Origin of the sequence: Vibrio kyushuensis (assembly GCF_050337325.1) — a bacterium.
Classification (GTDB): domain Bacteria; phylum Pseudomonadota; class Gammaproteobacteria; order Enterobacterales; family Vibrionaceae; genus Vibrio; species Vibrio kyushuensis.
This window is the reverse complement of record NZ_JAKJSV010000011.1, coordinates 77,188-101,880: the sequence shown is the minus strand read 5'-3', so window position 1 is coordinate 101,880 and position 24,693 is coordinate 77,188. Positions and strand designations below refer to the sequence as shown.

The 24,693-nt window shown below is 42.0% G+C and carries 24 protein-coding genes; 12 read left to right on the top strand and 12 right to left on the bottom strand.

What is annotated here, in order from left to right:
• The first annotated feature begins 153 nt into the window (after positions 1 to 153).
• The 3 genes from rbsB (at position 154) to L4D20_RS20915 (ending at position 3,280) form a co-directional block, all read left to right on the top strand.
• Positions 154 to 1,032 carry a ribose ABC transporter substrate-binding protein RbsB gene (gene rbsB / locus L4D20_RS20925; RefSeq protein WP_428803530.1) on the top strand — a complete coding sequence of 293 codons (879 nt, stop codon included), beginning with the start codon at positions 154 to 156 and terminating at the stop codon, positions 1,030 to 1,032.
• A gap of 226 nt (positions 1,033 to 1,258) precedes the next feature.
• Entirely contained in the window at positions 1,259 to 2,194 is a 936-nt protein-coding gene (rbsK, locus tag L4D20_RS20920; protein WP_428803529.1) for a ribokinase, read from the top strand.
• Positions 2,195 to 2,275: 81 nt separating this feature from the next.
• Positions 2,276 to 3,280, top strand: a complete 1,005-nt coding sequence (locus L4D20_RS20915) for a substrate-binding domain-containing protein (protein WP_428803528.1) — start codon at positions 2,276 to 2,278, stop codon at positions 3,278 to 3,280.
• A 23-nt stretch (positions 3,281 to 3,303) separates the two neighbouring features.
• Here L4D20_RS20915 and L4D20_RS20910 read toward each other — a convergent pair whose 3' ends face one another.
• The gene (locus tag L4D20_RS20910; RefSeq protein ID WP_428803527.1) at positions 3,304 to 3,801 is read right to left on the bottom strand and encodes a peptidylprolyl isomerase; all 498 of its coding nucleotides are present in this window, start codon (positions 3,799 to 3,801) and stop codon (positions 3,304 to 3,306) included.
• 291 nt (positions 3,802 to 4,092) lie between these two features.
• Between L4D20_RS20910 and L4D20_RS20905 the strand changes: the two genes are divergently transcribed.
• Positions 4,093 to 6,267 (top strand): CHASE3 domain-containing protein, encoded by a 2,175-nt coding sequence (locus L4D20_RS20905; RefSeq protein WP_428803526.1) that lies wholly within the window; start codon positions 4,093 to 4,095, stop codon positions 6,265 to 6,267.
• Positions 6,268 to 6,338: 71 nt separating this feature from the next.
• On the opposite strand, the gene L4D20_RS20900 is transcribed toward L4D20_RS20905, so the two are convergent.
• The 7 genes from L4D20_RS20900 to L4D20_RS20870 form a co-directional block, all read right to left on the bottom strand.
• Entirely contained in the window at positions 6,339 to 6,494 is a 156-nt protein-coding gene (locus L4D20_RS20900) for a DUF3012 domain-containing protein (protein WP_428803525.1), read from the bottom strand.
• A gap of 103 nt (positions 6,495 to 6,597) precedes the next feature.
• The gene (locus L4D20_RS20895; RefSeq protein ID WP_428803524.1) at positions 6,598 to 7,827 is read right to left on the bottom strand and encodes a hypothetical protein; all 1,230 of its coding nucleotides are present in this window, start codon (positions 7,825 to 7,827) and stop codon (positions 6,598 to 6,600) included.
• A gap of 423 nt (positions 7,828 to 8,250) precedes the next feature.
• Positions 8,251 to 9,465, bottom strand: a complete 1,215-nt coding sequence (sstT, locus tag L4D20_RS20890; RefSeq protein WP_428803523.1) for a serine/threonine transporter SstT — start codon at positions 9,463 to 9,465, stop codon at positions 8,251 to 8,253.
• Between the two features lie 319 nt (positions 9,466 to 9,784).
• Positions 9,785 to 10,294, bottom strand: a complete 510-nt coding sequence (locus L4D20_RS20885) for a copper chaperone PCu(A)C (RefSeq protein ID WP_428803522.1) — start codon at positions 10,292 to 10,294, stop codon at positions 9,785 to 9,787.
• A gap of 34 nt (positions 10,295 to 10,328) precedes the next feature.
• The gene (locus L4D20_RS20880) at positions 10,329 to 10,937 is read right to left on the bottom strand and encodes an SCO family protein (protein WP_428803521.1); all 609 of its coding nucleotides are present in this window, start codon (positions 10,935 to 10,937) and stop codon (positions 10,329 to 10,331) included.
• A complete protein-coding gene (locus L4D20_RS20875; RefSeq protein ID WP_428803552.1) occupies positions 10,934 to 11,389 on the bottom strand; it encodes a hypothetical protein in 456 nt (151 codons plus the stop codon). Before L4D20_RS20875 ends, L4D20_RS20880 begins: the two co-directional genes overlap by 4 nt.
• Positions 11,390 to 11,514: 125 nt before the next feature.
• Complete coding sequence (locus tag L4D20_RS20870; RefSeq protein WP_428803520.1) at positions 11,515 to 12,435, bottom strand: polyprenyl-phosphate transporter; 921 nt, start codon at positions 12,433 to 12,435, stop codon at positions 11,515 to 11,517.
• A gap of 697 nt (positions 12,436 to 13,132) precedes the next feature.
• Between L4D20_RS20870 and gltS the strand changes: the two genes are divergently transcribed.
• Positions 13,133 to 14,359 (top strand): sodium/glutamate symporter, encoded by a 1,227-nt coding sequence (gltS, locus tag L4D20_RS20865; protein ID WP_428803519.1) that lies wholly within the window; start codon positions 13,133 to 13,135, stop codon positions 14,357 to 14,359.
• Positions 14,360 to 14,457: 98 nt separating this feature from the next.
• Here gltS and L4D20_RS20860 read toward each other — a convergent pair whose 3' ends face one another.
• The gene (locus L4D20_RS20860) at positions 14,458 to 15,192 is read right to left on the bottom strand and encodes a PilZ domain-containing protein (RefSeq protein ID WP_428803518.1); all 735 of its coding nucleotides are present in this window, start codon (positions 15,190 to 15,192) and stop codon (positions 14,458 to 14,460) included.
• Positions 15,193 to 15,452: 260 nt separating this feature from the next.
• On the opposite strand from L4D20_RS20860, the gene L4D20_RS20855 reads away from it, so the two are divergent.
• Positions 15,453 to 16,391, top strand: a complete 939-nt coding sequence (locus tag L4D20_RS20855) for a phosphotransferase (RefSeq protein WP_428803551.1) — start codon at positions 15,453 to 15,455, stop codon at positions 16,389 to 16,391.
• Positions 16,392 to 16,462: 71 nt separating this feature from the next.
• Here L4D20_RS20855 and L4D20_RS20850 read toward each other — a convergent pair whose 3' ends face one another.
• The 3 genes from L4D20_RS20850 to L4D20_RS20840 all read right to left on the bottom strand — a co-directional run bounded on the left by L4D20_RS20850 (position 16,463) and on the right by L4D20_RS20840 (position 18,984).
• Positions 16,463 to 16,954 (bottom strand): GNAT family N-acetyltransferase, encoded by a 492-nt coding sequence (locus L4D20_RS20850; protein ID WP_428803517.1) that lies wholly within the window; start codon positions 16,952 to 16,954, stop codon positions 16,463 to 16,465.
• A 67-nt stretch (positions 16,955 to 17,021) separates the two neighbouring features.
• Positions 17,022 to 18,014 carry an endonuclease/exonuclease/phosphatase family protein gene (locus L4D20_RS20845; protein ID WP_428803516.1) on the bottom strand — a complete coding sequence of 331 codons (993 nt, stop codon included), beginning with the start codon at positions 18,012 to 18,014 and terminating at the stop codon, positions 17,022 to 17,024.
• Between the two features lie 19 nt (positions 18,015 to 18,033).
• On the bottom strand, positions 18,034 to 18,984 hold the full coding sequence (locus L4D20_RS20840; protein ID WP_428803515.1) for a helix-turn-helix domain-containing protein: 951 nt from the start codon (positions 18,982 to 18,984) through the stop codon (positions 18,034 to 18,036).
• 179 nt (positions 18,985 to 19,163) lie between these two features.
• Here L4D20_RS20840 and L4D20_RS20835 point away from each other — a divergent pair, with 179 nt between their 5' ends.
• The 6 genes from L4D20_RS20835 to L4D20_RS20810 all read left to right on the top strand — a co-directional run bounded on the left by L4D20_RS20835 (position 19,164) and on the right by L4D20_RS20810 (position 24,528).
• Positions 19,164 to 19,559, top strand: a complete 396-nt coding sequence (locus tag L4D20_RS20835) for a rhodanese-like domain-containing protein (protein ID WP_428803514.1) — start codon at positions 19,164 to 19,166, stop codon at positions 19,557 to 19,559.
• A 92-nt stretch (positions 19,560 to 19,651) separates the two neighbouring features.
• Positions 19,652 to 20,251 (top strand): glutathione S-transferase N-terminal domain-containing protein, encoded by a 600-nt coding sequence (locus tag L4D20_RS20830; protein WP_428803513.1) that lies wholly within the window; start codon positions 19,652 to 19,654, stop codon positions 20,249 to 20,251.
• Between the two features lie 145 nt (positions 20,252 to 20,396).
• Positions 20,397 to 20,585, top strand: coding sequence for a hypothetical protein (locus L4D20_RS20825; RefSeq protein WP_428803553.1), 189 nt, complete (start codon positions 20,397 to 20,399; stop codon positions 20,583 to 20,585).
• Between the two features lie 24 nt (positions 20,586 to 20,609).
• Positions 20,610 to 21,818 (top strand): MFS transporter, encoded by a 1,209-nt coding sequence (locus L4D20_RS20820; protein ID WP_428803512.1) that lies wholly within the window; start codon positions 20,610 to 20,612, stop codon positions 21,816 to 21,818.
• 176 nt (positions 21,819 to 21,994) lie between these two features.
• Positions 21,995 to 22,615, top strand: a complete 621-nt coding sequence (locus tag L4D20_RS20815) for an NAD(P)H-dependent oxidoreductase (RefSeq protein ID WP_428803511.1) — start codon at positions 21,995 to 21,997, stop codon at positions 22,613 to 22,615.
• Positions 22,612 to 24,528 (top strand): monovalent cation:proton antiporter-2 (CPA2) family protein, encoded by a 1,917-nt coding sequence (locus L4D20_RS20810; RefSeq protein WP_428803510.1) that lies wholly within the window; start codon positions 22,612 to 22,614, stop codon positions 24,526 to 24,528. The genes L4D20_RS20815 and L4D20_RS20810 overlap by 4 nt, the downstream gene beginning before the upstream one ends.
• Positions 24,529 to 24,693: the final 165 nt, after the last annotated feature.

The following is a 24,693-nucleotide window of genomic DNA, read 5'->3' as shown; positions in this document are numbered from 1 at the left end:
CAACAAACAATAAGCATTACACAACATTTACTAAATACGTATTCGGCTAAATGGTTTTAGTCAAAAATACGAAGAACGAGCCAAATACATTGGGATACCCCGTTCATTTGGAAACCAGTGAATTTGGCTCACCCTACACAAAGGACTATAACGATGAAAAAACTAGCTACTTTTATTTCTGCTGCATTACTTTCTTCAACCGTTTCAGTGTCTGCTCAGGCGCAGGATACGATGGCGATTGTACTATCGACTCTAAATAACCCGTTCTTCGTTACCATGAAAGATGGTGCGGAAGCGAAAGCTGAAGAGCTTGGTTATAACTTGATTGTTTTGGACTCTCAAAATGATCCAAGTAAAGAGCTATCAAATGTAGAAGACTTAACGGTTCGCGGTGTGAAAGCGATTCTTATTAACCCGACAGATTCTGACGCAGTATCGAATGCCATTCGTATCGCAAACCGCTCAAATATCCCAGTACTGACTCTTGACCGTGGTGCAAGCCGTGGCGATGTTGCAAGTCACATTGCTTCAGATAACGTCGTTGGTGGTGAAATGGCGGGTCACTTCATCATGGAAAAAGTCGGTGAAAAAGCAAAAGTAATCCAACTTGAAGGTATTGCAGGTACATCAGCAGCTCGCGAACGTGGTGAAGGCTTCATGAATGCAGTTAAAGGTAGCGATATGGAACTTATGGCTAGCCAACCTGCTGATTTTGACCGTACTAAAGGTCTGAATGTAATGGAAAACCTACTTGCAGCGAACCCTGATGTTCAAGCTGTATTTGCTCAAAATGATGAAATGGCATTAGGTGCACTACGTGCAGTTCAAGCATCTGGCAAAGACATCATGATCGTCGGTTTTGATGGTACAGATGACGGCATTGCAGCGGTTAACCGTGGAATGTTGGCTGCAACAGTAGCACAGCAACCAGACCTAATTGGCGCACTTGGTATTGAAACGGCGGTAAAAGTCCTTAAGGGCGATGCTGTTGAAGAGTACATTCCAGTACCGCTTAAAGTTGTGACTAAATAAATTTCTTATTTACAGAGCGTCTCAACATAGGCGCTCGCCAATATTAATTATTGCTCTCCTCTTCCCCCTTTAGTCGATGTTAGGGGAGAGCAAAATTGATGTTTAGGTGTTTTTAAACAGCGACATATCTAGTTCTAGAGAGCATACAAACATCAGTTTTCGAGTGAATTCTCACTCTGTATTTTTCTTACTCAAATTAGGTTCTTAGAGAACCGAGGATAACCGTATGAATAAGTTAGTGGTATTAGGTAGTGTAAACGCTGACCATGTTCTTCAAGTGCCTTCATTTCCTCGCCCAGGCGAGACGCTTCATGGTCGTCGTTATCAAGTTATCCCAGGTGGAAAAGGGGCAAACCAAGCGGTTGCCGCAGCTAGGTTGAACGCCGATATTGGTTTCATCGCGTGTGTTGGTGATGATGCGTTTGGTATTAATATTCGTGAAAATTTCAAATTGGATGGAATGAATACTTCAGGCGTCAAAATGCAGCCGAACTGCCCAACGGGCATTGCGATGATTCAGGTTTCTGACAGCGGTGAAAATAGCATTTGCATCTCTGCAGAAGCTAACGCGAAGTTAAGCGCCGAAGCGATTGAGCCGGATCTAAACAATATTCGACATGCAAAGTACCTACTGACGCAGCTCGAAACGCCCCTAGATGGTATTGAAAAAGCAGCACAGGTTGCGAAAGAGGCTTCTACTCAAGTTATTCTAAACCCGGCACCAGCACGTGAGCTTCCAGAGAGTCTATTAGCGTGTGTTGATGTTATAACCCCTAATGAAACCGAAGCTGAAGTACTCACCGGAATAACGGTAACAGACAATGATTCAGCGCAGGAAGCCGCTAACGTATTACATGCTAAAGGCATTGAAATAGTGATGATTACCTTGGGTGCTAAGGGTGTTTGGGTGAGCCGCTCTTGTTCGAAAGGAAGTAGTCATGGTGAATTGATTCCGGGCTTTAAAGTTGATGTGACAGACACGACGGCGGCGGGAGATACGTTTAATGGGGCACTAGTCACTGGTTTATTGGAAGATATGCCTTTAGAATCAGCGATTAAGTTTGCACACGCTGCTGCTGCGATTTCTGTTACGCGTTTTGGCGCGCAAACGTCTATCCCGAGCAGAGAAGAGGTTGATGCCTTTCTCCGTGAAAGAGCGTAGTGAGAGAGTTAACCTTAAACTCAACCCTAGACTCAAAGAATAGAGTGTTAGTCACATTTTATTACTCACAAGGAATGTTCCATGGCGACAATGAAAGACATTGCAAGATTAGCTAGCGTATCCACTTCAACTGTAAGCCATGTGATCAATAAGTCTCGCTATGTGAGTGAAGAAATTTCAGAACGAGTGAATAAGGCTGCCAACGAGCTAAATTATGCGCCATCAGCCTTAGCTCGCAGCCTTAAAATGAACCGGACTAAAACCATTGGAATGCTTGTTACCACCTCAACAAACCCTTTCTTTGGTGAAGTGGTAAAAGGGGTTGAACGTAGTTGCTACCAAGAAGGCTACAACCTTATCCTGTGCAATACCGAAGGTGATAGCGAACGCATGAAAGCGTCGATCAATACGTTGCTACAAAAGCGTGTTGATGGCGTTATTCTTATGTGTTCGACACTTGAAGGTGAACGAATAGACGTTTTTGAACGTTACCCTGATATTCCTGTTGTTGTGATGGATTGGGGGCCAATGCTATTTACCAGTGACAAAATACAAGACAACTCCTTGCGTGGCGGATACATGGCGGCTAAGTACCTTATTGAGTCTGGCCATAAAGATATTGGCTGTATCACTGGACCACTAATTAGGCATCAGGCACAGATGCGTTATGAAGGTTATAAGCGTGCCTTAAATGAAGCTGGGATTGAAATTAACCCCAACTGGATAGTAGAAGCCGATTTTGAATGTGACGGTGGCTATGCGGCTTTCAATACTATGAAAGCAAAAGGAGCGCTACCTAGCGCTATTTTTGTGAGTAACGATATGATGGCGATGGGCGTTATTAATGCGGCAAATGAGAATGGTATCAAGATTCCACAAGATGTCTCCATCATAGGATACGATGATATCCATATTGCAAAATATATGACCCCTTCGCTTACCACTATCCATCAACCTAAATATCGCTTAGGTAAAGCGGCAATAGAGACGTTATTGAAGAAACTAGAGAAAGAGTCAAGTGAAGCGATCGTAGTCCAACTTGAACCAACGCTTGCCGTTAGAAAGAGTGTGAAGATTTTGTCGTAACTCATTAACTCTACGGGTATTTATTACGTTGAAATAATCGTTACTCGTTCAATGATCACCGCTTCAGTCGGAACATCATCGTGACCTTTATTTGATGTGGTTGGGACTGAAGCAATACTGTGTACAACCTCCATTCCTACTGATACTTTTCCAAAAACAGCGTATCCCCAACCTTTATTAGTTGTGGCGGTATGATCTAGAAAATCGTTATCAGCCAAGTTGATAAAAAACTCTGACGTGGCGGAGTGGGGTGATTCGGTACGCGCCATCGCAATGGTACCCGTTAGATTTTTTAAACCTCGATTCGCTTCATTCACTATGGCGATTCGCGTTGGTTTTTCTGTCAGATCTTCAGTATAGCCACCACCTTGAATCATAAATCCAGAGATAACTCGGTGAAAAATGGTCCCTTCATAAAAGCCTTCTTGGCAGTATCTAAGAAAGTTTTTGGCGCTGACAGGTGCTGTGGCTGTGTTTAATTCAATACAAACATCACCAAAATTGGTGTGAAGGGTAATCATAGTGCAAGGCTCAACAATTTTTAGTGTGGCAAGTATACGTAATATGGAAAAGAGGCAACAGTCCTGAGTGTGAATATGGCCACTGTCAAAGTACTCCTTTGTTTGTAACGTAGCTCGATTTATTGAGATTAGCGACCTATAACTAAGTATAAAGATTACAAACATAGTAATTCAGTTGGAAAGGGCTTATGTACTTATTTTGGGTTTATCTACCTATCTGAGGCTTTTAAATGAGTTAAGTGTCCGTCCCTGCTGATCGGAAAGGTAATAGATACAATAGGGACATTTAGTATGTTTTTTAAAAACCTCGCATTACGTTACAAAATAGCCTTCGGAACCGGTATACCTCTGGTTTTGTTAGTCCTTCTCTCTTTTCTTGCTATTTCTAGCTCTAACTCTCAAGTCGAATCAAGTGGCATGGTTGATCATACTCATAAGGTGATTCAGCATGCGATGAAAATAGAAGCGGCTGCGGTTGATATGGAGACGGGAATGAGAGGGTTTCTGTTAGCTGGTAAAGAAGATTTCCTTGCCCCCTATGTAGGGGGAAGAGCCTCGTTTACTGAGCGAGTGAGTCAATTAAAGCAAACGGTGAGTGATAACCCAGCTCAGGTGAACCGGCTTTCCGATATTGAGAATAATATTAATGATTGGATAAACAACGTGACTGAGCCAGCTATTCAGTTGCGTCGTGATATTGGTGATGCGAAAACCATGGACGACATCGCAGACCTAGTAGCAGAAGCTCGGGGTAAAGTATATTTTGATAAATTCCGAGACCAAATAAGTTTATTTATAGATAGAGAACAAAGGCTGTTAGAAGAGCGTTCGATAAATAATCAAAAGAACTTCTCGTTAACGTTCAAATTACTAGGCAAAGTGAATCAAGAAAGTGGTTTTAACCCACAGCAGTTTCAGCAAATTGGCCAGTATTTGGATTCGATTGAAGAAGCCAGCAATTGGGTGAACCATACCTATAAAGTGATCAATACGGCTCAAGATATTTTGGCCTCAGCCGTGGATATGGAAACAGGAATGCGGGGATATTTGCTTGCCGGGAAACCTGAGTTTTTGGACCCATATAAACAAGGTAAACAAAAATTTGAATCTTTGATTACTAGCCAAAAGGAAACAGTATCAGACAACGCTGAACAAGTGAAACTACTCAATGACATGCTAAAAAATATTACAGATTGGCAAACGAATGTTGTCGATCACAATATTGCGCTTCGAACCGAAATAGGCGACGCCAAATCAATGAACGACATGGCAGCTTTAGTTGGAGAAGCGAGAGGTAAAGTGTATTTCGATAAATTCCGTGGCCAAATTGCTGAATTTATTAGCATTGAAAATACCTTAATGATCGAGCGACAAGCTGCGGCTGAAGGGGCTTCAAGTAATACCAATCGAACAATTTTAGTGGGTATGTTGATGGCAATCGTGTTGGGCGTATCTGTTTCGTGGGTGATTCTAAAATCAATTACAGGACCCGTCAGTGAAGTGGCCAAAGGGCTGTCAGCTCTCGCAAAAGGTGATCTCACCACAACAATCATTGTTGATTCTCAAGATGAACTAGGCCAAATGGCTGAAAGTTATAACCAAGCGGTGCATCGAACAAACCGGGCGATGAAAGAGGTATTGAGTACCACAGAAGATGTCGCTGAAGGAGCAAAATCAATTACCCAAGCTAATGACAGCATGGTCAATGAGCTGACGGATCAAGCAGATCAGGTGACTCAAATATCTTCGTCGATTGATCAAATGTCACTGAGTATTCAAGAAGTTGCTCTTAAATCAGCAGAGGCTACAACCAGTGCACAAATTGCAGGTGTGACAGCCAATTCCGGAGGAGAAATAGTTAAAAACACCATAGATGGAATGAACTCAATTGATGATGCGGTCTCAGCGTCTTCCAACAGCGTTCTTGAACTAGGAAAACGTGGATCGAAAATTGGTGAAATTATTGGGGTCATTAATGATATTGCGGAGCAGACTAACCTTTTGGCTTTAAATGCCGCTATTGAAGCTGCAAGGGCGGGAGAGGCTGGACGAGGGTTTGCTGTCGTGGCCGATGAAGTGCGGACTTTAGCGGATCGAACTACATCAGCGACTAAGGAAATTGCCCAGTCCATTGAAGCAATTCAAAGTGAAACACAAACGGCGGTTAAGGGAATGGAGTCAGGGACTGCCCATGTAAAAGAAGGGCTAGAAATGGCCCAGAAAGCCGGGGTGAGTTTGGGTGAAATTGTAAGTGGAGCTCAAGAGGTGGCGACTATGATCGATAGTATTGCTGCGGCCGCTGAGGAACAATCTCAAGCAAGCAGTGAGGTCAGTAAAAATGTTGAATCTGTTTCAAGCGTCTCACGTAGTGCCAATGAGCAAGCCAGTGTCGCTGCGATGTCTGCGCGTGAGTTAGAACAGAAATCAGAAGAACTCAAAGCGCTTGTTTATCAGTTTAAGGTCTAAATATACAAAATATGTTAGAAAAATGGACCCATTAGGGTCCATTTTTAATTTAGGAATCTTTGCTTGGAGCATTAAAATACACAGTGCTTGGCATAATCGCCAGCTTCATTTGCTGTCCAATCGCCTTTAGGTGTCTCTTCCATATTTTCACACCATGCTTCACTGCCGACTTCAGTACAAGCCATAAGTTGTGTAGCGAGAAAAAGTAACAGCGCGATTCTTTTCATTTGATGTCCTTATCAATTAAGCTTTGAAAATACAGGTTAATTAATTAGCTGACTATAAGCAAATCAGTATCTGCTAATCGCGATAGCAGCAAGAAGCAATTAGTTAAGGCGTAGAGCCAGACACGGCGATTTCATGCCCATCTAATATCCCTTTGCCTTCCGATAGCTCTTTAAGCCGTGCATTGATAACACCGTCTGTGCTTGTGAAAGCAACCGAATATCCTTCAATATATTCCTGAACATATCCGGTAGAGAGTGATTTGAGCTTTTCGATATAGACGACACCTTTATTGAACTCTCCTTGAGAGACTACGGCCAAATTAGGGGTGAGTAGTTGGATGAACTTATAGGGGTGCGCGACAAAGCCGCTACCCATCACCAGAGCGGCGATAATAGGGGTTGTAATTACTGCATTTTGGAACCACTCCGAAAAGCGTTTGTGATCTTTAACCAAGCTCGACATTGAGTCACGGTTTACCCATTCAGTTTTGGCTCGTTTTAAAACCTTACCAACTAACGAACGCTGAACCATGTAGTCGACAAGTTTCACTATTCGCTCAAATAGACCACTAATGACACTTACGAGTACGCCAGCTCCAGCAAAAGCATCACCGGCCGCTTCTAGCCCTATCTTCGTAACTCCAACGGCGGCATTCTTTAACCCTCCCATTAATCCCGCAGCTGAATGTCGAGCTAGTGCGTTTGCAATAATGCTAGGGTGTCCACCAAGTAGCTCAACACCGCGACCTGCGTAATATTGAGTGACAAGATCACGTGATTTAAAAGCTGCCTGTTTAACACCAGAATAGATGTCAGATGCGCTTTGAACATAGCCCCAACCGGGAATAAAGCTTGAAAAGTTACCAGCAAATTCTGCGGTAAGCCAGGCTCCAAATTCGGCAAACCATTCTGCTCCGTATAGGGCATCGCCATAAACCATTTTAACTTTGCTGACTAACATGCGAAAGAATTCAGAGATGATCTGTTTGACCTTAGCAATAACCACCGATGTTGCTTCTCCCACAACGGTGACGGCTTTAGTAACCGATTTCCCCACTTTGGATTGTTGTAGTTTCGCTACGGCATCGGTTTTGTTCAGTAATCCCATTGAAACAGATTTGAGGTCACTAAGTGGCTCCGCACCAATAACAAAGTTGTCAAAGAGATGCCCATTAGAAAAAGAAGAGACCTTATTAACATCTGTGTTGGCAAGCATGTACATAGCCCCCATGCGAGCATCTGCCATCTCAAGCAATTGTACATCCAATGCTGTATTGGTTGTTTTACCAAACAGTTTGTCTTTTACTTTTCGTTTGAATACTTTTAGGCGCATCTCATCTCCCAAGAGCGAAGTCATTAAGCACTTTAATAAATCGTAACTCTTAGTGTTGATGCATTCATTAAAATTGTAAATGTATTGATGATGATTTTGTTTACAGTTTGTAGCAAATGTCCTCCTAAAATGCTCAATAAAACCAAGCGGTTCTAAATGAAACGCCGACGATAACAAATAGGATGGAGATAATGGTGATGAAGTAAATACTGTTTATCCGATTATAACTTGGTGTAGCGGATCGGGAGTCACCATAAATTGATGCCGATTTTAGACGAAGGAAATGTGTATCATTACTTCAATAAAAAATCCCCATCAACAACGTTGATAGGGATTTTTGGCTAACTGTAGAACTGTTTAAGTGCTCTTAAATAATCGCTCTTAAGCAAACGGTCCTAAACAAACGTCCCTAAACAAACTAAGTTACGCTCGCTTTTGTTCGGCTTTACAAACAGCCGCTGTGAAGACAACATCTGTTGAGCTATTAAGTGCTGTTTCAGCTGAATCTTGGATAACGCCTATGATAAAGCCAACAGCAACAACTTGCATCGCGACTTCATTCGGAATACCAAAAAGACCACATGCAAGAGGAATTAGCAGCAGCGAACCACCTGCAACGCCAGAAGCCCCACAAGCAGATACGGCAGCAACAACACTTAGTAATAATGCCGACATGATATCAATTTCAATGCCTACAGTATGAACAGCAGCAAGTGTTAGTACTGTAATTGTAATTGCAGCGCCAGCCATGTTGATTGTTGCACCCAGTGGAATGGATACTGAATATGTATCTTCATCAAGCTTTAGCTTTTCACAGAGAGCCATGTTCACCGGTATATTTGCTGCACTAGAACGAGTGAAAAATGCTGTAACTCCGCTCTCTCTTAGACACTGTAATACAAGTGGGTATGGGTTCTCTTTGGTCTTTACGTAGACAATGATTGGGTTAACAACCAACGCGATAAATGCCATTGCACTTAATAGCACAAGAACCAGTTGACCGTAGCTTGCTAAAGCTGCAAAGCCAGTTGTTGCAAAAGTGACAGATACTAAACCAAAAATGCCGAACGGTGCGAGGCGAATGATAAAGCGCACGATTTGCGACACGCCGTGGCTAAGATCTTCAAAAACAGCTTTAGTTGTTGCTGATGCATGATGAAGAGCTAAACCTAGAGCAATAGCCCATGCCAAAATGCCGATATAGTTAGCATTCATCAATGCACTAACAGGGTTATCGACAACTTTGAACAGTAGAGTATTGAGGACTTCTGCAATACCTTGAGGTGGTGTTGCTCCAACTGGGCCCGCGACTAATGTTAATGTCGTCGGGAACATGAAGCTAAGAACCACAGCGGTTAATGCGGCTGTTAACGTACCAATCAAATAAAGAACGATGATTGGGCGCATGTGCGTGTGCTGATTTTTTTTCTGATTGGCGATAGAAGCGGCAACTAAAATGAAGACCAAAATTGGGGCGACAGCTTTCAAGGCACCAACGAATAAGCTTCCTAGCAGCCCGGCACTCTTAGCGGCTTCAGGAGATATTGTGGCTAAAAGAACACCGAGTACGATTCCGGCAAGAATTTGTAAAACCAGATTACCTCTGGCGAAACGGGCAAAAATATTGTTGCTTTGCATAATCATTCCTGTGACTAATTGGTATATTTTATTGTGATTATATGGATTGCTTTATTGGGTGGCTCAATAATATATATGCAAAATTTTATGTCTAGAAATAATTTCAGAATGGTGATAAATGTTGTTGTTTTGTGTTTGTTGTGAATTTTAACGCTAAATGGGTGTTGCTTTTTGGTTGTTTGGTCTTCTGCTTTGTTCGTTCTTTAGGCGTGACTGTTTAAATGCGTATAAAAGTGAAAATATGACGAACAAAAAATAAGAGGAGACATTTCTGCCCCCTCTTACTATTGTCTAGCTGTATTTAGTGTGAATACATAGCTTAGTGATGTTTCATACCCGACATCACTTTTTTGATTGGTGCAGTAAAGGTGTACTTCTCACCGCTCTTAAAGTTGAGTTCAACGTCAATCGTTTCGCCTTCAACCAATGGTTGTTTAAGATCGAATAACATAATATGTAAGCTACCCGGTTTAAGTTCAACCATACCGTCTGCAGGGATGGTTAGTTGCTCTATCTGGCGCATTTTCATCATATCGCCGTCTTTAATCACATCATGTAATTCCACTTTGCCTGCAGCTTCAGTTGTTGCACTCACAAGAACTTGATCTGTTTTACCGTGGTTCATTAAGTGGGCAAATATGGCACTATTAACAGCTCCTGGAGCCGTAGCTCGAGCATAGGGGTGGTGAGCCATAACATTCATGTCCATCGTCGCCATTTCCTTAGCGCCCATGTCATGAGGTGCTGAGTCAGTAGCGGTTGTATCTGCAGTTGCATAGCTAAATGGGCAAGCAATAAGGCTACAAAGAATCGCAGTTTTCAATTTCATGTGACTAATATCCTATAGGGTTGTTTTTCTTTTGTTATTTGGTCTGTAATTGTTTTATCGCCTCAACTAGGGGGGCTGGCGATAGGGTATGTGGAACTTTGGTTAATAATGTCCCATCGGGCTTTGTGAAATAGAAATAGGAACTATGGTCTATGGTATAGCCGAGTTCTGAGTTCTCTAACTCTGTTTTTCGAAAAATAACACCATAGTTATGAGCTAGATCGGTAGTTACTGAGACTGGAGCAGATAACCCTTCGATCATTGGGTTAAAATATTGAGCATATTTATACGCCGTTTCTGCTTGATCTCTTTCTGGATCAAGTGAAATAAACAGTGGTCTAAGTTGCTCTTTTGATGGCTCATCTAATTCATTGAGCGCACCTGCTAACATAGCTAAAGAGGTAGGGCATACATCAGGACAGCGAGTAAAACCGAAGTAAATGACTCTTATCCGGTTATCTTGTGTGTCAAAAATATCGACAGCTTTACCACCTTCGCCAAAAAAGATCGTAGGCTCTGTAGTTCCGTTATTCACGCTTTCAGTCTTGTTATCCTCGACTTCTGCCTGTTGCGTAATGTAACTGTTGATTGCGATGCCTAAGACGAATGCAACGACAAGTAATAGCGACCAGTTTTTGTTCATCGTTCAATCCTTATTGCTGGAAATACAGTTTGTGAACCATCAGTTAATGTGCCTACCCAGGTCATCTTTTGAGTGGTACAAATGGGTAGCATGATTTCAGCTTGATAGATGTTTTCTTGAGTTGGTTTAAGTAGATACTTTACAGAACCCATGTCCATCTCTAACCCCTTCATATCGAGCATTAAACTCTCTGCTTGAGCGTCTTCCCAATGAACAGTGATCGTGGTGGGGACTAATGGTTTAGCAGTATCTTTATCGAGTGTCATGACTATTTTGTTTTGCTCACAAGATTGGGTTGAGACAAAGCAAAAGTCATCGACTGATGGCGGTGGAGATTGTGCAGGGGCGGTTGATGCCGTAGCAGGCGAAGAGACGAGTTGACGAAGGTCATTAGCAAAAAAACCAATGACAAGCGCGGCCACGACAGCAGTAACTTTTAACGCGGGATGCATAAGAATATCCATATCATTACTCTATGAGAGGTGGATATTAGCATGCTTATAAATATGAATTTTAAGACTATTATAAAAATGTGCTAACAATCATGCGGAGTATAAAATACTCCGCAATTAGATGGCTAAATGTCGTTTTTCTCGCCAAATTTTTCAAGCCCAAGCACGAGAGCTATCGCACAAAGCATCATCACAACAGAGATAATCAACTGAGCAGGCTCTGATGTAATGGATTCGTAGTTCAATGGTGATAAGTTTTGCTCGATCAAAGGCACTTGTTCACCACTCGAGTTGGTGCGCCAAGAAAGAGTTTCCTTCCAAGGCCATATTTTAGGCAAAGTCCCCATCATTAACCCTGTTAAGAAGATTAATGTAAAGTCTCGGAATGAATTGAGCAGCCTCGACAATAGGTGAGAAAAGCTGAGTAAGCCAATCACACAACCAGAAAGAAATAACATAAGAACATCAAGTTGGAATGACTTTACCGCGGCTAATACCGGCGTGTACATACCGATAAGTAATAGAATAAAACTGCCTGAAATTCCCGGTAAAATCATTGCACAAATGGCGATAGCACCAGCCAATAAGATGTTGAAGTTTGTGACTTCAAGCTGCAAAGGATGTAGAACCGTAATGCTGTAGGCGAACGCTATCCCAAGCAACATGAAAACTAAGCGAGATAGTGAACGTTTTTCAATTTGTTTAAGAATATGAAAGATCGACACCAATATTAAGCCAAAAAAGAAAGACCATAATGGAATCGGGTGTGTTTCTAGCAGCCATGAAATGAGCTTCGCTAAGGTCGCAATACTTGTTAGTACACCACCAAAAAGAGCGATTAAAAATAAGCCATTAATATGAGCAAACGCGGCTGTGAATCCTTCTCGTTTCCAAATCCCTATTGCTGTGGGATTTATCCTACGAATACTCTCAAGAAGTGTATCGTAAATTCCGGTGATGAATGCGATTGTGCCACCAGAAACACCAGGGACTACATCTGCAGCCCCCATCGCCATGCCTTTTAGAAATGTAGTGAAATAGTTCATCGTGAAACTGAGTAATTAATGATTTTACGCAGTATACAAATTCTGTGTCGAAAGTGTATGAAAATAAGCGACTAGCTAGAAATGAAAATTGTTGCCTAGGTTAAATTTCAATATACCCAGATAATACGTAATCTATTAATAAGCAATTAATGGAATAGCATTTTGCTTCTCGTTGCATTTTGCAAATGCAGTATGCAAATAGTGCTGCACAAAATTGAAGTTTATGCGATCTAGTGCTGCTTTTTTTTGGTTATATTCTTGGCACGCTAACTGCATTACTTAGTTCGACCCTTCTTAAGCCGAGGGTCACCTAGCCAACTGACGTTGTTAGTGAATCTTTTGTTCACAATATATATCGGCCAATCGCGACATTGCGGTTGGCCATTTTTTTGCTACTAATCCCCGCTTAGTGACGACTATATCGACGTATCATCTAACAAAATTAGACAATGGCGCTCTAATTGTTTCATAATGCGGCTCTTTTCTTTTAGCTGTCCGTCCACATTACTATCGTTCAGAGACACAACAATTTTTATTTTAGGCAATGACAAGAATCGATTTCTAAAATTCACCTAAAATAGAGAAGGACGTGGTTGATGCTTTTTCGGTCAATGCAGAACATCAACACGCACTAGTTCTTATTATAGAAACGTACATACTCGTTATGGAAGATGAGTGAAACAACGAAAGAGGTTATATGAATCAATTAATTTCAGTTGGGCCACTAGAGTCTTTCCTAATCGCAATCAGCGTATTATTCCTAGGCCACTTTGTTAACAATAAGCTCCCAGTACTAAAAAGGTTCAACATTCCAGAGCCCATTGTTGGTGGCTTGATTATTGCCATTGCGATTACTGTGATGCACTTTAACGGCATCGATCTGTCGTTTTCTTTGCCTTTGCAAAATACCTTTATGCTGATGTTTTTCAGTACCGTTGGGCTTGCTGCAAACTACACTCAATTGATGAAAGGTGGTGCAAAGGTCTTTTTGTTTCTTGCTATCGCTTCGGTGTATATCATTATTCAAAATGGTGTGGGCGTAACACTGGCTACAGCGCTTGGCCTTGATCCTTTAATGGGCCTAATAGCGGGTTCAATTACATTGTCTGGCGGGCATGGAACAGGTGCAGCTTGGTCACAAACGTTTTCTGATACTTATGGTCTGTCGAATACACTTGAAATCGCAATGGCGTCTGCGACATTTGGTTTGATCATAGGCGGTATCATTGGCAGCCCTGTCGCTCAGAAGTTGATTGCAAAGCATGGCTTTGAGTCAGAATATGGCAGTGGAATTCATACCCACGAGCGTTTTCCTGAACTTGTTACTTACAACGAGTATGAAGAAGATAAAGTCACTGCAAAAAAGGTGATTGAAGTACTCTTTATCTTATTGATTTGTGTAACCGGGGCTAAGTACTTGGAGCAGTGGGTCAGTTCGTTAAACATTCAGTGGTTGATGATTCCAGACTTCGTCTATGCGTTGTTTATTGGTGTGTTTATTACCAATGTTATGGAAGTAACGAAAGTTCATAAGGTTGATACTGAAACCGTTGATATTCTAGGTACGGTATCACTATCGCTCTTCCTTGCGATGGCTCTGATGAGTTTAAAACTGTGGAATATTTTTGATCTGGCGATTCCGTTCCTAACAATATTGGCCGTTCAGTCTGTGATCCTTGGTTTATTCGCTTACTTTATTACTTTTAAAGTGATGGGCTCAAACTACGATGCAGCGGTAATTTCGGGTGGACACTGTGGCTTTGGTCTTGGTGCGACGCCAACTGCGGTAATGAACATGGGGTCATTGGTGAATAAATATGGCCCATCACCTCAAGCGTTCATGGTTGTTCCAATTGTTGGTGCATTCTTTATCGATATCGTCAATCTTATCATTCTTCAAAGCTACATCAGCTTTATTGGCTAATGCCAAAACCCCTTTCTAAATGATAATGGCCAATTGCAATTTGCATTTGGCCATTTTATTTCAAGTAGAACGTCAATGTGTAACGCTTTTCTAATCAACTACTTGAATGTCAGTTTTGTTCCGTTGTATTTGAGCTGACCTAATAACGCTTTTGCATTTTCTTGTCCATGCTCATCAAATTCTAAGCCATAACGTGCGTAGTGCAGTGAGCGCTGTAAATTGCATATCTTGCCAATCAGAGGTGCAAATTTTTGCTTAGCATTAACGCTAGTTCGAATGTCGATTGTGACCTGGTCACCTACTTGAAAAGGTCTGCTTAACGGGGCAGTAATGAAACGGCACCCACTTTTGGATAGATCTCTGATTTCACATTCACCCTTATGAGAACCTGACACCACCTTTCCGGGTATGTTGACATCATAACGAGACTCTTTACGGAGCTGCTTAATTTGCATGGTGCTAGGTATGGAAAGTGCAACCATGGTAATGGGTTCTTGGATGAAGTGGACAAGCTTGCAGCGGAAGTTAATTGACGCGCCTTCTCCTCTCGGTGAAATCGCTTTAACCGAAACCCAGAACCCTTCTTGGAAAAAGAAATTCAAGTCTTCGTTCGATACTTTAGGTATTTCGATTAAGATTAAATTGTTATTGTGGGTACCGATGAACGGTGTCGTGCATCGAAACGTCGTACCTACAGGGGTGCTGATAGCTATAGAAAGATCACTGCCATGCTCTACCATTTCAAGTGCATCTGTACTATTGATAGTAGAAACAGCATCCAAATTACGGGCTCTTTTTCTTTGATCATTAGCCGTTGCCAGTGGAGAATTCATCTAGCTATCCCTTACGTCGTATTTTTGTTTAAAAGCAGCAAGGTAACTTCTGCGGCTAGTATTGTTAATTGCATATATTATTGCAGTGAATTATTAGAGTAATCTATCATTTTCGATGGTTGGTAGTACGGAAGTGTGTGAAAAGTCTCGGTTTTAGCCCTTAGACTACTTTTTGGAAAGCCCATTGACTGGGTCTGGTTTGTCAAAATGTTCTGGAAATCTAAAAATTGATTATAGATAGAGAGTTAAAATTCTTAGAGATACTTGGTTGGGGTAAAATCGAATCGGAAGAGTGTCTTCAGGAGTTATGGGGAGGGTACGGTAAATTAGTTCGTTTACGATCTCAGAATGAAAGTGCCATCGTTAAATGCGTTGAAATTCCTGAATATATTACTCACCCAAAGGGCTGGAATACTAAGCGGTCTCATCAGCGTAAACTGAACTCTTATCTTGTAGAAATGCGCTGGTATCAAGATTATGCCGCGTTATGTGATAGGCATTGTTACGTTCCGAAGCCGATCTATATCGATCGGCAAGATCATAGCCATTTTCTAGTGATGGAAGATCTTGCTCAAGTGGGTTTCCCAAACACTACTAATACTCCAACTAAGCAGCAAATATCAGCATGTTTAAAATGGCTTGCCTACTTTCATGCTAAGCATATCGGTCATAAAGGAGAAGGGCTTTGGCCTTCTGGTACTTATTGGCACTTACAAACAAGGCCAGATGAACTCGATAAATTGATTGATGTACCACTTAAAAATGCGGCGACTAAACTTGATCAGGTGTTAACCAAGGCGCCGTATCAAACTTTAGTACACGGAGATGCTAAGCTAGCTAATTTTTGTTTTAGTGAATGTGGAACAAAAGCAGCAGCAGTTGACTTCCAGTATGTAGGCAAAGGGTGTGCGATGAAAGATATCGCACTCTTCATAAGCAGTGCTGTTGATCCAAGCGAATGCTCAGATGTAGAAGATAGATTACTTGATGAGTATTTTGAGTATCTAGATTCAGCGTTAAAGCTGTATCGACCTGAATTGGCGCATAAGGATGTTGAACAGGCTTGGCGTCCACTTTTTTCTATCGCATGGGCAGATTTTCAGCGATTTGTAAAAGGGTGGAGTCCAGAGCACTGGAAGATCAACCCTTATACTGAGTCATTAAAAGATCGGGCACTTAAGCAATTATCTGAGAAGTAGAAACGAGAGGCAGTAACACCGCCTCTATTTTCTATTCGTTCTTCATATTAATACTAATGAGAACGCCTAATCTAGATCTTCACTCTAGCCATATAGAGTGTGTCAATAAATTCGCCGTGACGAAAACTTCCCGCCTTTGCGGTACCTTCAACTTCAAATCCGAATTTTTTATAACAGGCAATAGCCGCACTATTATCACTGTTAACTTCAATTTGAACACGTTTGACTTGCAACCAGTTGTCTGCCAAATCAAGAGCCGTTGCAATAAGCTTACTGCCGATGCCCTTGCCGTGATATTCATCATGAACACCTAATCCAAAACTTGCACAGTGCAGTGTTCGAGGTCGCTGAGAGTGTTCAAATCCTATATTACCTACAACTTTGCCATTAACCTCGGCAACGTATGAATAGACTCCCGTTGGCATGTTCTTGAGTCGGTCGGTCCACATGTTTAAGGAAGGGTTAGGTAACTGTAATGTCTCAGCTTGTGCTTTTGGTTGAGAATAGATTTCACAAAGAGCGTCAGCATCTTCGATTTGAGTCGGTCTAATTGTAATATTCATAGTGATGTTGGCTCCTTGGTCCAATTAAGTGAACACTATTTAAACCACATAATGACCGTAATATGAACTAAATAATTGAAATATCGACAGTTACAATGCCGTGGTCACTGCTCACGTGGTCGATCCCATAGCGCGGATTAACGATATGTGAATCTTCCACATGGTAATGATTTACCACTGCTAGAGACTCGTTTGAGCAGGACGAAAATTCACTTGAGAGCAGAATGTAATCGAGATCTTTACCTTCTGCACCGACATAGTAGGTGGGTGAATGAGAGCCGCTACTCTCATCTAAGGTAATATCTCGACTGTTATACATGTGAAAAGGTTTTAATGTTTCTGCCGACTCCTTTTTACGGAATAGGTGTTTTGAAACAAGGCAGTAGAACTCAGGACTGTTGAGGCTTTGATTGAAGTCTCCCATGAGGACGCAGGGCCTTTTTTGTTTCTGTTTTGTCTCTACAAGGTGCTGATGTAGTAAATGAACTTCCATACCTCTTTGCATTGCTGAAAGCCATTTTCCCTGGCTTTCAGCAAGCCACTGTTCGGTCAGTGATGGGTCAGCAGAATCAGGTGATGACACAAGCTCACTTGGTCTTTGTGACTTGAAGTGAACAACATAAACATCAATGGCGCCTAATTTTGGTATATCAATTACGGCATGGATAGGAGAGCGACTAAACTCAAAACCTGCATTATGGTTTGCTATTGGCGAAGAAAGGGTAATCGGTTGTACATCCTCAATAGGGTAGCGAGATGCTATGGCAAGAACAGGGTTTGAATAGATATAATCTTGCTCAATGTCAGGCATATCAACCGTGACAAAATATTGATAGCCAAGAGAAAGCATTGCGTCTTTTAATGAGTCAATACTAAACACTTCTTGAAAACCGATGATATCCGCATCGATTCTTTCTACTGTTTTCGCTAACCAACGAGTTTTTATTTGCCACTCTTCAGTCGTGTAAATATTGGCAAAATCATAGAAGGCATTTGGCGGTTCTACATAGTTAAATAGATTAATCGTACAGATCTTTAGCTTTTGAAAAGAGATAGTCACGCTGTATTCCTATGGATGATTAATCAGTAACAGCTTGCTGAGAGAATTGCTGTCTATAGACTTTAGGGGCGACGCCAACGAGCTGACGAAAATGGTGGCGCATTGTAACTGCGGAGTCAAACCCGGCGGTTTGTGATAGCTGTTCAATGGACAAATGGCTACTTTCTAATAGACCTTTTGCTCGCTCAACACGCTGTGCAATTAGCCACTCTTTAGGTGAAAGATCAAAACTCGCTCGGAACTTACGATCGAAGGTTCGACGGGACATATTGGCTTTTATGGCTAGAGAGTCGATGCTGATTGTCTGTTCAATGTTACTGATTGCCCACTCTAGCGCGTGTGAAAACTGATTGGGAACTTCTAATATCGGCGACTCGACAAATTGAGATTGTCCGCCAGTTCTATGCCCTGAAATGACCAACCTTTTAGCAACTTGATTGGCAATCTGGTAGCCAAAGTCATTCCTGATTACAGCCAACCCAAGATCGAGCCCGGCAGCACTGCCTGCTGAACAGCCTATGTTGTCATCTAAGACATAAAGTACATTCGAAGCGTAATTTATATTTGGGAAGCGCTCGCGAAAGAGTGATTCAAACTTCCAATGGGTGGTGGCTTTTTTCCCTTTTAGGATCCCAAGCTCTGCAAGCAGAAACGCGCCAGAACAAAAAGAGATGATCCTCTTCCCTGCGGCGTGAAACTTGAGAATTTCCGAGCTGATTTTATCTGGTATTGATTGCCCAGATGTAGACCAATTTGGAACAATCAACAAATCATAGTCATCCAGTGATGCTACAAATTTTGTGCAGAGACCTATATTCCCCGTACTTCTGATTGCTTGATCATCAAGATTAACGACATCTGTGTGATACCAAGTTTCAAATTCAGGCCTAGGGAGCGCAAACAGTTCGACGGCACATGCAAGCTCGAACAATGAAACGTCACAGTGGGTAAATATCGCAACCTTAGTCATTTTTATTCCTCGATGTTTTCAAAGCCGTTACTTGCAGTGATCGTATATGTTATTGGCTTATTATTAACGCATAATGTCTTTTTAGCCAGTGTTTAATAATCATACACTGCTTAATAATGGTGTTCACTAAGTAAGCGTATTTACTAAAAACATGAACAGTTACAGACTAGGGAGTGGTTATGAGCAGTGTAGTTTCAAGAGTAACAGCCGCAGATAGCGAGGATGCGCTTAAGCATTTTGAATCATTATTAAAGTTTGAGACAGATTGCTGGGATGTTCACCACGCTATTACTAATGCTCGCCAAGATTTCGTATTAGTGGATGTAAGAGGTGATGAGCTATTTGAACGAGGGCATATTGACGGGGCAATCAGTATTCCTCATCCCAGATTGAACGAAAAGAGACTGAGTGAATTTCCAGAAGACACCCTTTTTGTGGTGTATTGCGCTGGCCCTCATTGCAATGGGACGGAGAAGGCTGCTATTCGTTTGGCCAAATTAGGTCGACCAGTGAAGAAAATGATTGGTGGTGTTACGGGGTGGATTGATGAAGGCTTTGAGTTGGTAGCGACTTAATTTATAAGCGGTTTAGTTTGTCACCGCTGTACATCAGTAAATTGGAATATGGAAATCATGGATAGAATTGAAGGAAAGTTAAGGAGAATAAGATGGAATTAGTCGTAGGAAGAGATTCAACCTGGTCGTTAAGAGCATGGTTATGTGCGCAAATAGCTCAAGTGGATCTAACTCTCATAGTGATTGACTTAACTCTGCCTGATTATAAACAAGAGCTGTACCGTCATACGGCATCAGGCTTGGTTCCGGCGCTAAAGCTGGACGATTGCGTGGTACATGACTCTTTAGCGATTGCGGAGTATTTTAATGAAATTGGTGCGACGGGTTTGTACCCTGTCGATTCTGTACAGAGAGCGCAGGCAAGAAGTTTAATCTCAGAGCTTCATTCTGGATTTTTCCAACTTCGACAGCAATGTCCGTTCTCGTTAGATCCTGTAGAGCCTTTAATTGAAATCAGTGATGAACTTCAATTGGAAATCCAACGCGTAGAGATGATTTTCTCTAAAGCGACACTTCCATTTATGTATCGTGAAGCAGGAGCGGTTGATGCGTTCTACGCCATTCTTGCCTTTCGCCTACAAAGTTACGGAATAGTGTTTGAAGGTCATGCGGGAAAATATCAAGAAAGCCTGCTTAATTGGCCTTTGTTACAAGAATCAATAGAACTTGCTATGCAGTGGAGACGAGCATAAAAGAGGCGTAGCTCAATCAGTAAACACTATGCATAAACTGCATAGTGTTTGTGACCAAATGTCATTTGAGTCATTGTTGGTTTGTCACTACACTGCGCGCTCTTTTTACTAGATGAATTGTGTGAGAGTAAGGGTTGTAACATTTATGAGTATTAGATCTATATTGGTCTCACAATCAATGGTTGCCCAACTGACGAGAATGACTCTTTTATTAGCGTTATCTTTAGCGGTGGTACATAACTCACCAGCGTTACTCACCTTATTAGCTGAGCAAGCAATAAACAGTGGTTGTCACCAACAAACGGGTGACATGGACCATTCTCACCACCATTAACAACACATTTGCGAATAACATTGTATGAGTATTTTTCGGTTTCCACTTTTAGTTTGGCTAGGGATTGGCGTTTTAATTATTTGTCTTGGAATTAGACAGTCTTTTGGCATTTTTATGATGCCGATTTCAGATTACTTTGGCACAGGTCGAGAGTTTTTTAGTTTTGCTATAGCACTACAGAACTTAATGTTTGGTGTGTTCCAGCCTTTTGTTGGTATGGCTGCCGATAAATGGGGCGCAAAACGCATCATTGTTTTAGGAGCAATTTCCTACGCGATAGGCTTGTTCTTAACTTCTATCGCAGTCGAACCGAGTATGCTCTATTTATCACTTGGTGTTTTTGTCGGTTTAGGATTAAGCGCAACGAGTTATGTGATTGTATTAGGGGCGGTCGCTAAAGTTGTTCCTGCTAAACATGCAGCTAAAGCGTTTGGATTAACAACGGCGGCAGGATCATTTGGTATGTTCGCCATGATCCCTGGTGCTCAAACGTTGATGACGCATTTTGATTGGCAAGGTGCAATGCAGGCGTTCGCGCTGCTTTGTACCGCAATGATAGCCTTTGCAATGTTTATGAAAACAGCAAAGCCTTCTGAGCTAGCACAGCAAAATCGAGATGATCCTCAAACGTTAAAACAAGCACTAAGCGAGGCATTTGCACATAAAGGTTATTGGCTTATCCATGCTGGTTTCTTCGTGTGTGGATTCCATGTCATGTTTATCGCGACACATTTACCAAGCTATTTAGCCGATAAAAACCTACCCGCATCAAGCGCAGCAATGGCGTTGGCGTATGTCGGTATATTTAATATATTTGGTTCTTACTTTTGGGGCGTGATGGGCGACAGGTACAATAAACGTCATGTTATGTCTGCTCTGTATTTTATGAGAACGCTTGTGATTGGTGCGTTTGTGACGCTTCCTGTCACCGAGCATACAGCGGCTATATTTGGTGCAGCCATCGGTTTTTGTTGGCTAGGTACAGTCCCTCTGACGTCAGGCTTAGTTCGACAGATATTTGGGGCTCGTTATCTTTCAACGTTATATGGGCTAGTCTTCTTTACTCACCAGGTGGGAAGCTTTTTAGGCGCTTGGGTTGGGGGCCTCATCTATGACTATTATGGTTCTTATGACCCGATTTGGTGGTCGACGGTTGTCTTAGCTTTTGTTGCTGCTTTGATTCATTTACCGATCAATGATAAGCCTGTGGCGAGACTAGCCGCTCAATACTAGATCAGTCCTTTTAAGAAAAACTCTAATTAACTAGAAAGCCCATCATACTGACTGATGGGCTTTTTGTTTATATTAGCAATGAAAACATTATCAGCACGAAAACATTGTGTATCTAGCGAGACGTGGTAATAATTTAACAATAAGTCATTTATTTAATTGATGGTTAAAGAGGCCGTATGGAGAAGAAAAAGGTGTTGGTACTGTATGCGCACCCGTCGCAGCACAGATCTGAAGTGAATCAGTTATTATTTGAAAAAGCATGCTCAATTCCAAATGTTACCGCTGTTGATCTCTATGGCCTTTACCCAACTTTTGACATCAATATCGATAGCGAGCAGCAGCGCTTATTAGATCATGAAGTGGTTATTTTTCAATTTCCACTTTACTGGTATTCGACCCCTGCCATTTTAAAAGAGTGGCAAGATTTAGTGCTGGAGTACGGTTTTGCATATGGCCATGAAGGTAACGCATTAGAGGGGAAAACCTTTTTATGCGCGATCACTGCGGGCGGAAAAGAAGACGCGTACCAAAGTGAGGGTTATAACCACTTTACGATTCGCCAGCTACTTCAACCACTAGAACAAACGGCCACATTAACAGGGATGAATTATATCGCGCCTTTCGCTCTGTTCGGTTCACGTACTGCATTAGAAGAGAATCGAATTAATGATCATGTGGATCTTTGGTCTTCTCTACTGACTGCATTAGTCGAGAATACATTGGATTTAGAAAAAGCGGCCAATGCCGAAAAGCTGACGCATATCTTGGATGAGTTGATTGAAGGAGGAGTGAAATGACAGGCCTATTTTTACAAGCTTTCATCTACTTAGCTGCGGCAGTTATCGCTGTTCCTATCGCGAAACGACTAGGCTTAGGTTCAGTTTTAGGCTACCTCATCGCAGGGGTTATTATTGGTCCTGTTATCGGGCTTGTTGGAGAAGAGACGACAACGATTCAGCACTTTGCTGAGTTTGGTGTGGTAATGATGCTGTTTTTGGTGGGTTTAGAGCTTGAACCAAAAATGCTCTGGGCGATGCGAAACCGATTAATGGGGCTAGGTGGTTTGCAGGTTGTGGGCACTACTGCGGCTGTAATGGGAATCGCTTTAATATTTGGCTTTGTCTGGAGCTTAGCTTTAACCATAGGTTTGATCTTTGCTTTATCTTCTACTGCGATAGTGTTGCAAACCTTTAATGAGAAAGGACTGAATAAAACAGAAGGGGGCCAAAATGCCTTTTCTGTGTTGTTATTTCAAGATATTGCAGTTATACCAATGCTCGCATTTATTCCACTTCTTGCTCTGCCGGATCTCGTTGAGAAAGCACAAAACGCAGCCGTTGATGCATCGCAGCACCATGAAGAGTTGAGCCTAGTCGTCGGCCTTCCCGGCTGGGCTTATGGTTTAGTTATCATGGCCTCGATTGCTGTCGTTGTGGTTGGTGGACATTTTTTAAGCCGACCTCTGTTTCGCTTTGTTGCTAGCTCAGGATTGCGTGAGATATTTACCGCAACAGCTTTGATGTTGGTGGTCGGCATTGCCGCACTAATGAGTCTCGTTGGGTTATCTCCTGCGTTAGGCACGTTTTTAGCTGGCGTAGTTCTTGCCAATAGTGAGTTTAGGCATGAACTTGAATCGAACATCGATCCCTTTAAAGGGCTGTTGCTAGGTTTGTTTTTCATTACCGTAGGAGCGGGGATTCAGTTTTCAACGCTGTTTGATCAGTTCTTCATCATCATGGCGTTAACCATTGGCGTTATGCTGCTTAAAGGTGCTGTGCTCTTTATTTTAGCGCTTATTTTCAAAGTGAAAGGCAGTGATCGCTGGTTATTTGCGTTGAGCTTGGCACAAGCAGGGGAGTTTGGTTTTGTGTTACTTGGCTTCTCGGTACAAAACCATGTTGTGCCGATTGAAATAGCGCAAACGCTCTCTTTGGTTGTGGCAATATCGATGTTCTTAACACCGGGCTTATTCATTCTATTTGATAAAGTCATCCTTCCTCGGTTTGAAGAGAAATCCAATGATCGGGAAGCGGATCATATCGACGATTCTGGCTCGGTCATTATTGTTGGAATTGGCCGATTTGGACAGATTGTAAATCGACTATTGGTGGCAAATGGCATTAAGACTGTCGTTTTGGATCATCAGGCTAATCAGGTCGATGTAGTGCGAAGAATTGGCACTCAAGCCTATTATGGGGATGCGACGCGCCCTGATTTGCTGCATACCGCAGGTATTGAAGAAGCTAAAGCCATTGTTATTGGATTAGATAATCAAGAAAGCAGTGTGGAATTGGTTAAGTACGTGAAGCACAGCTATCCGCATGTTTCTGTTATTGCTCGTGCCTTCGACCGTGGTCATGGTTACCGCTTACGCCAAGCGGGTGCAGACTATATCGAATTAGAGACTTACCATTCATCGTTAGAAACCGGTGGGCATGTGATGAAAGTGATGGGGCTACATCCCTTCTACATTGAACAGCAGAAGGTAACGTATAAACGAGTTGAAAAGAAAAAATCAGATCTGTTGTATACAGCTTGGGAAGACGATTCTGAAGGCGAACGTTTTGATAATAACTACCGTGATCTGTTTATGCATTTGGAGCAATTTATGGCAGAAGAGATGAAAGTAGATAGAAGCGATAAACACTCAAGAGCGGAGCGAGGTTGGACGCCACCTCCGAAAGGCTATGCTGATAATTTGGATGAATAAGTGTCGAGCTAAATAAAGTAGCGTTACAACACTTGGAACTGATGTAAATAAGCCAACATGATGTTGGCTTATTTGTTGAGAATTTGTTTTATTTAGCCATTCTATTTTCAAATAGATAGACTATGATGGGGCCTGACATCAAGATGTAAGGAATCGTGTCGTGGC

Excerpts from the sequence above, each read along its gene's own strand:
- rbsB (WP_428803530.1), top strand. The coding sequence starts at position 154 with ATGAAAAAACTAGCTACTTTTATTTCTGCTGCATTACTTTCTTCAACC.
- rbsK (WP_428803529.1), top strand. The coding sequence starts at position 1,259 with ATGAATAAGTTAGTGGTATTAGGTAGTGTAAACGCTGACCATGTTCTT.
- L4D20_RS20915 (WP_428803528.1), top strand. The coding sequence starts at position 2,276 with ATGGCGACAATGAAAGACATTGCAAGATTAGCTAGCGTATCCACTTCA.
- L4D20_RS20910 (WP_428803527.1), bottom strand. The coding sequence starts at position 3,801 with ATGATTACCCTTCACACCAATTTTGGTGATGTTTGTATTGAATTAAAC.
- L4D20_RS20905 (WP_428803526.1), top strand. The coding sequence starts at position 4,093 with ATGTTTTTTAAAAACCTCGCATTACGTTACAAAATAGCCTTCGGAACC.
- L4D20_RS20900 (WP_428803525.1), bottom strand. The coding sequence starts at position 6,494 with ATGAAAAGAATCGCGCTGTTACTTTTTCTCGCTACACAACTTATGGCT.
- L4D20_RS20895 (WP_428803524.1), bottom strand. The coding sequence starts at position 7,827 with ATGCGCCTAAAAGTATTCAAACGAAAAGTAAAAGACAAACTGTTTGGT.
- sstT (WP_428803523.1), bottom strand. The coding sequence starts at position 9,465 with ATGCAAAGCAACAATATTTTTGCCCGTTTCGCCAGAGGTAATCTGGTT.
- L4D20_RS20885 (WP_428803522.1), bottom strand. The coding sequence starts at position 10,294 with ATGAAATTGAAAACTGCGATTCTTTGTAGCCTTATTGCTTGCCCATTT.
- L4D20_RS20880 (WP_428803521.1), bottom strand. The coding sequence starts at position 10,937 with ATGAACAAAAACTGGTCGCTATTACTTGTCGTTGCATTCGTCTTAGGC.
- L4D20_RS20875 (WP_428803552.1), bottom strand. The coding sequence starts at position 11,389 with ATGCATCCCGCGTTAAAAGTTACTGCTGTCGTGGCCGCGCTTGTCATT.
- L4D20_RS20870 (WP_428803520.1), bottom strand. The coding sequence starts at position 12,435 with ATGAACTATTTCACTACATTTCTAAAAGGCATGGCGATGGGGGCTGCA.
- gltS (WP_428803519.1), top strand. The coding sequence starts at position 13,133 with ATGAATCAATTAATTTCAGTTGGGCCACTAGAGTCTTTCCTAATCGCA.
- L4D20_RS20860 (WP_428803518.1), bottom strand. The coding sequence starts at position 15,192 with ATGAATTCTCCACTGGCAACGGCTAATGATCAAAGAAAAAGAGCCCGT.
- L4D20_RS20850 (WP_428803517.1), bottom strand. The coding sequence starts at position 16,954 with ATGAATATTACAATTAGACCGACTCAAATCGAAGATGCTGACGCTCTT.
- L4D20_RS20840 (WP_428803515.1), bottom strand. The coding sequence starts at position 18,984 with ATGACTAAGGTTGCGATATTTACCCACTGTGACGTTTCATTGTTCGAG.
- L4D20_RS20835 (WP_428803514.1), top strand. The coding sequence starts at position 19,164 with ATGAGCAGTGTAGTTTCAAGAGTAACAGCCGCAGATAGCGAGGATGCG.
- L4D20_RS20830 (WP_428803513.1), top strand. The coding sequence starts at position 19,652 with ATGGAATTAGTCGTAGGAAGAGATTCAACCTGGTCGTTAAGAGCATGG.
- L4D20_RS20825 (WP_428803553.1), top strand. The coding sequence starts at position 20,397 with ATGAGTATTAGATCTATATTGGTCTCACAATCAATGGTTGCCCAACTG.
- L4D20_RS20820 (WP_428803512.1), top strand. The coding sequence starts at position 20,610 with ATGAGTATTTTTCGGTTTCCACTTTTAGTTTGGCTAGGGATTGGCGTT.
- L4D20_RS20815 (WP_428803511.1), top strand. The coding sequence starts at position 21,995 with ATGGAGAAGAAAAAGGTGTTGGTACTGTATGCGCACCCGTCGCAGCAC.
- L4D20_RS20810 (WP_428803510.1), top strand. The coding sequence starts at position 22,612 with ATGACAGGCCTATTTTTACAAGCTTTCATCTACTTAGCTGCGGCAGTT.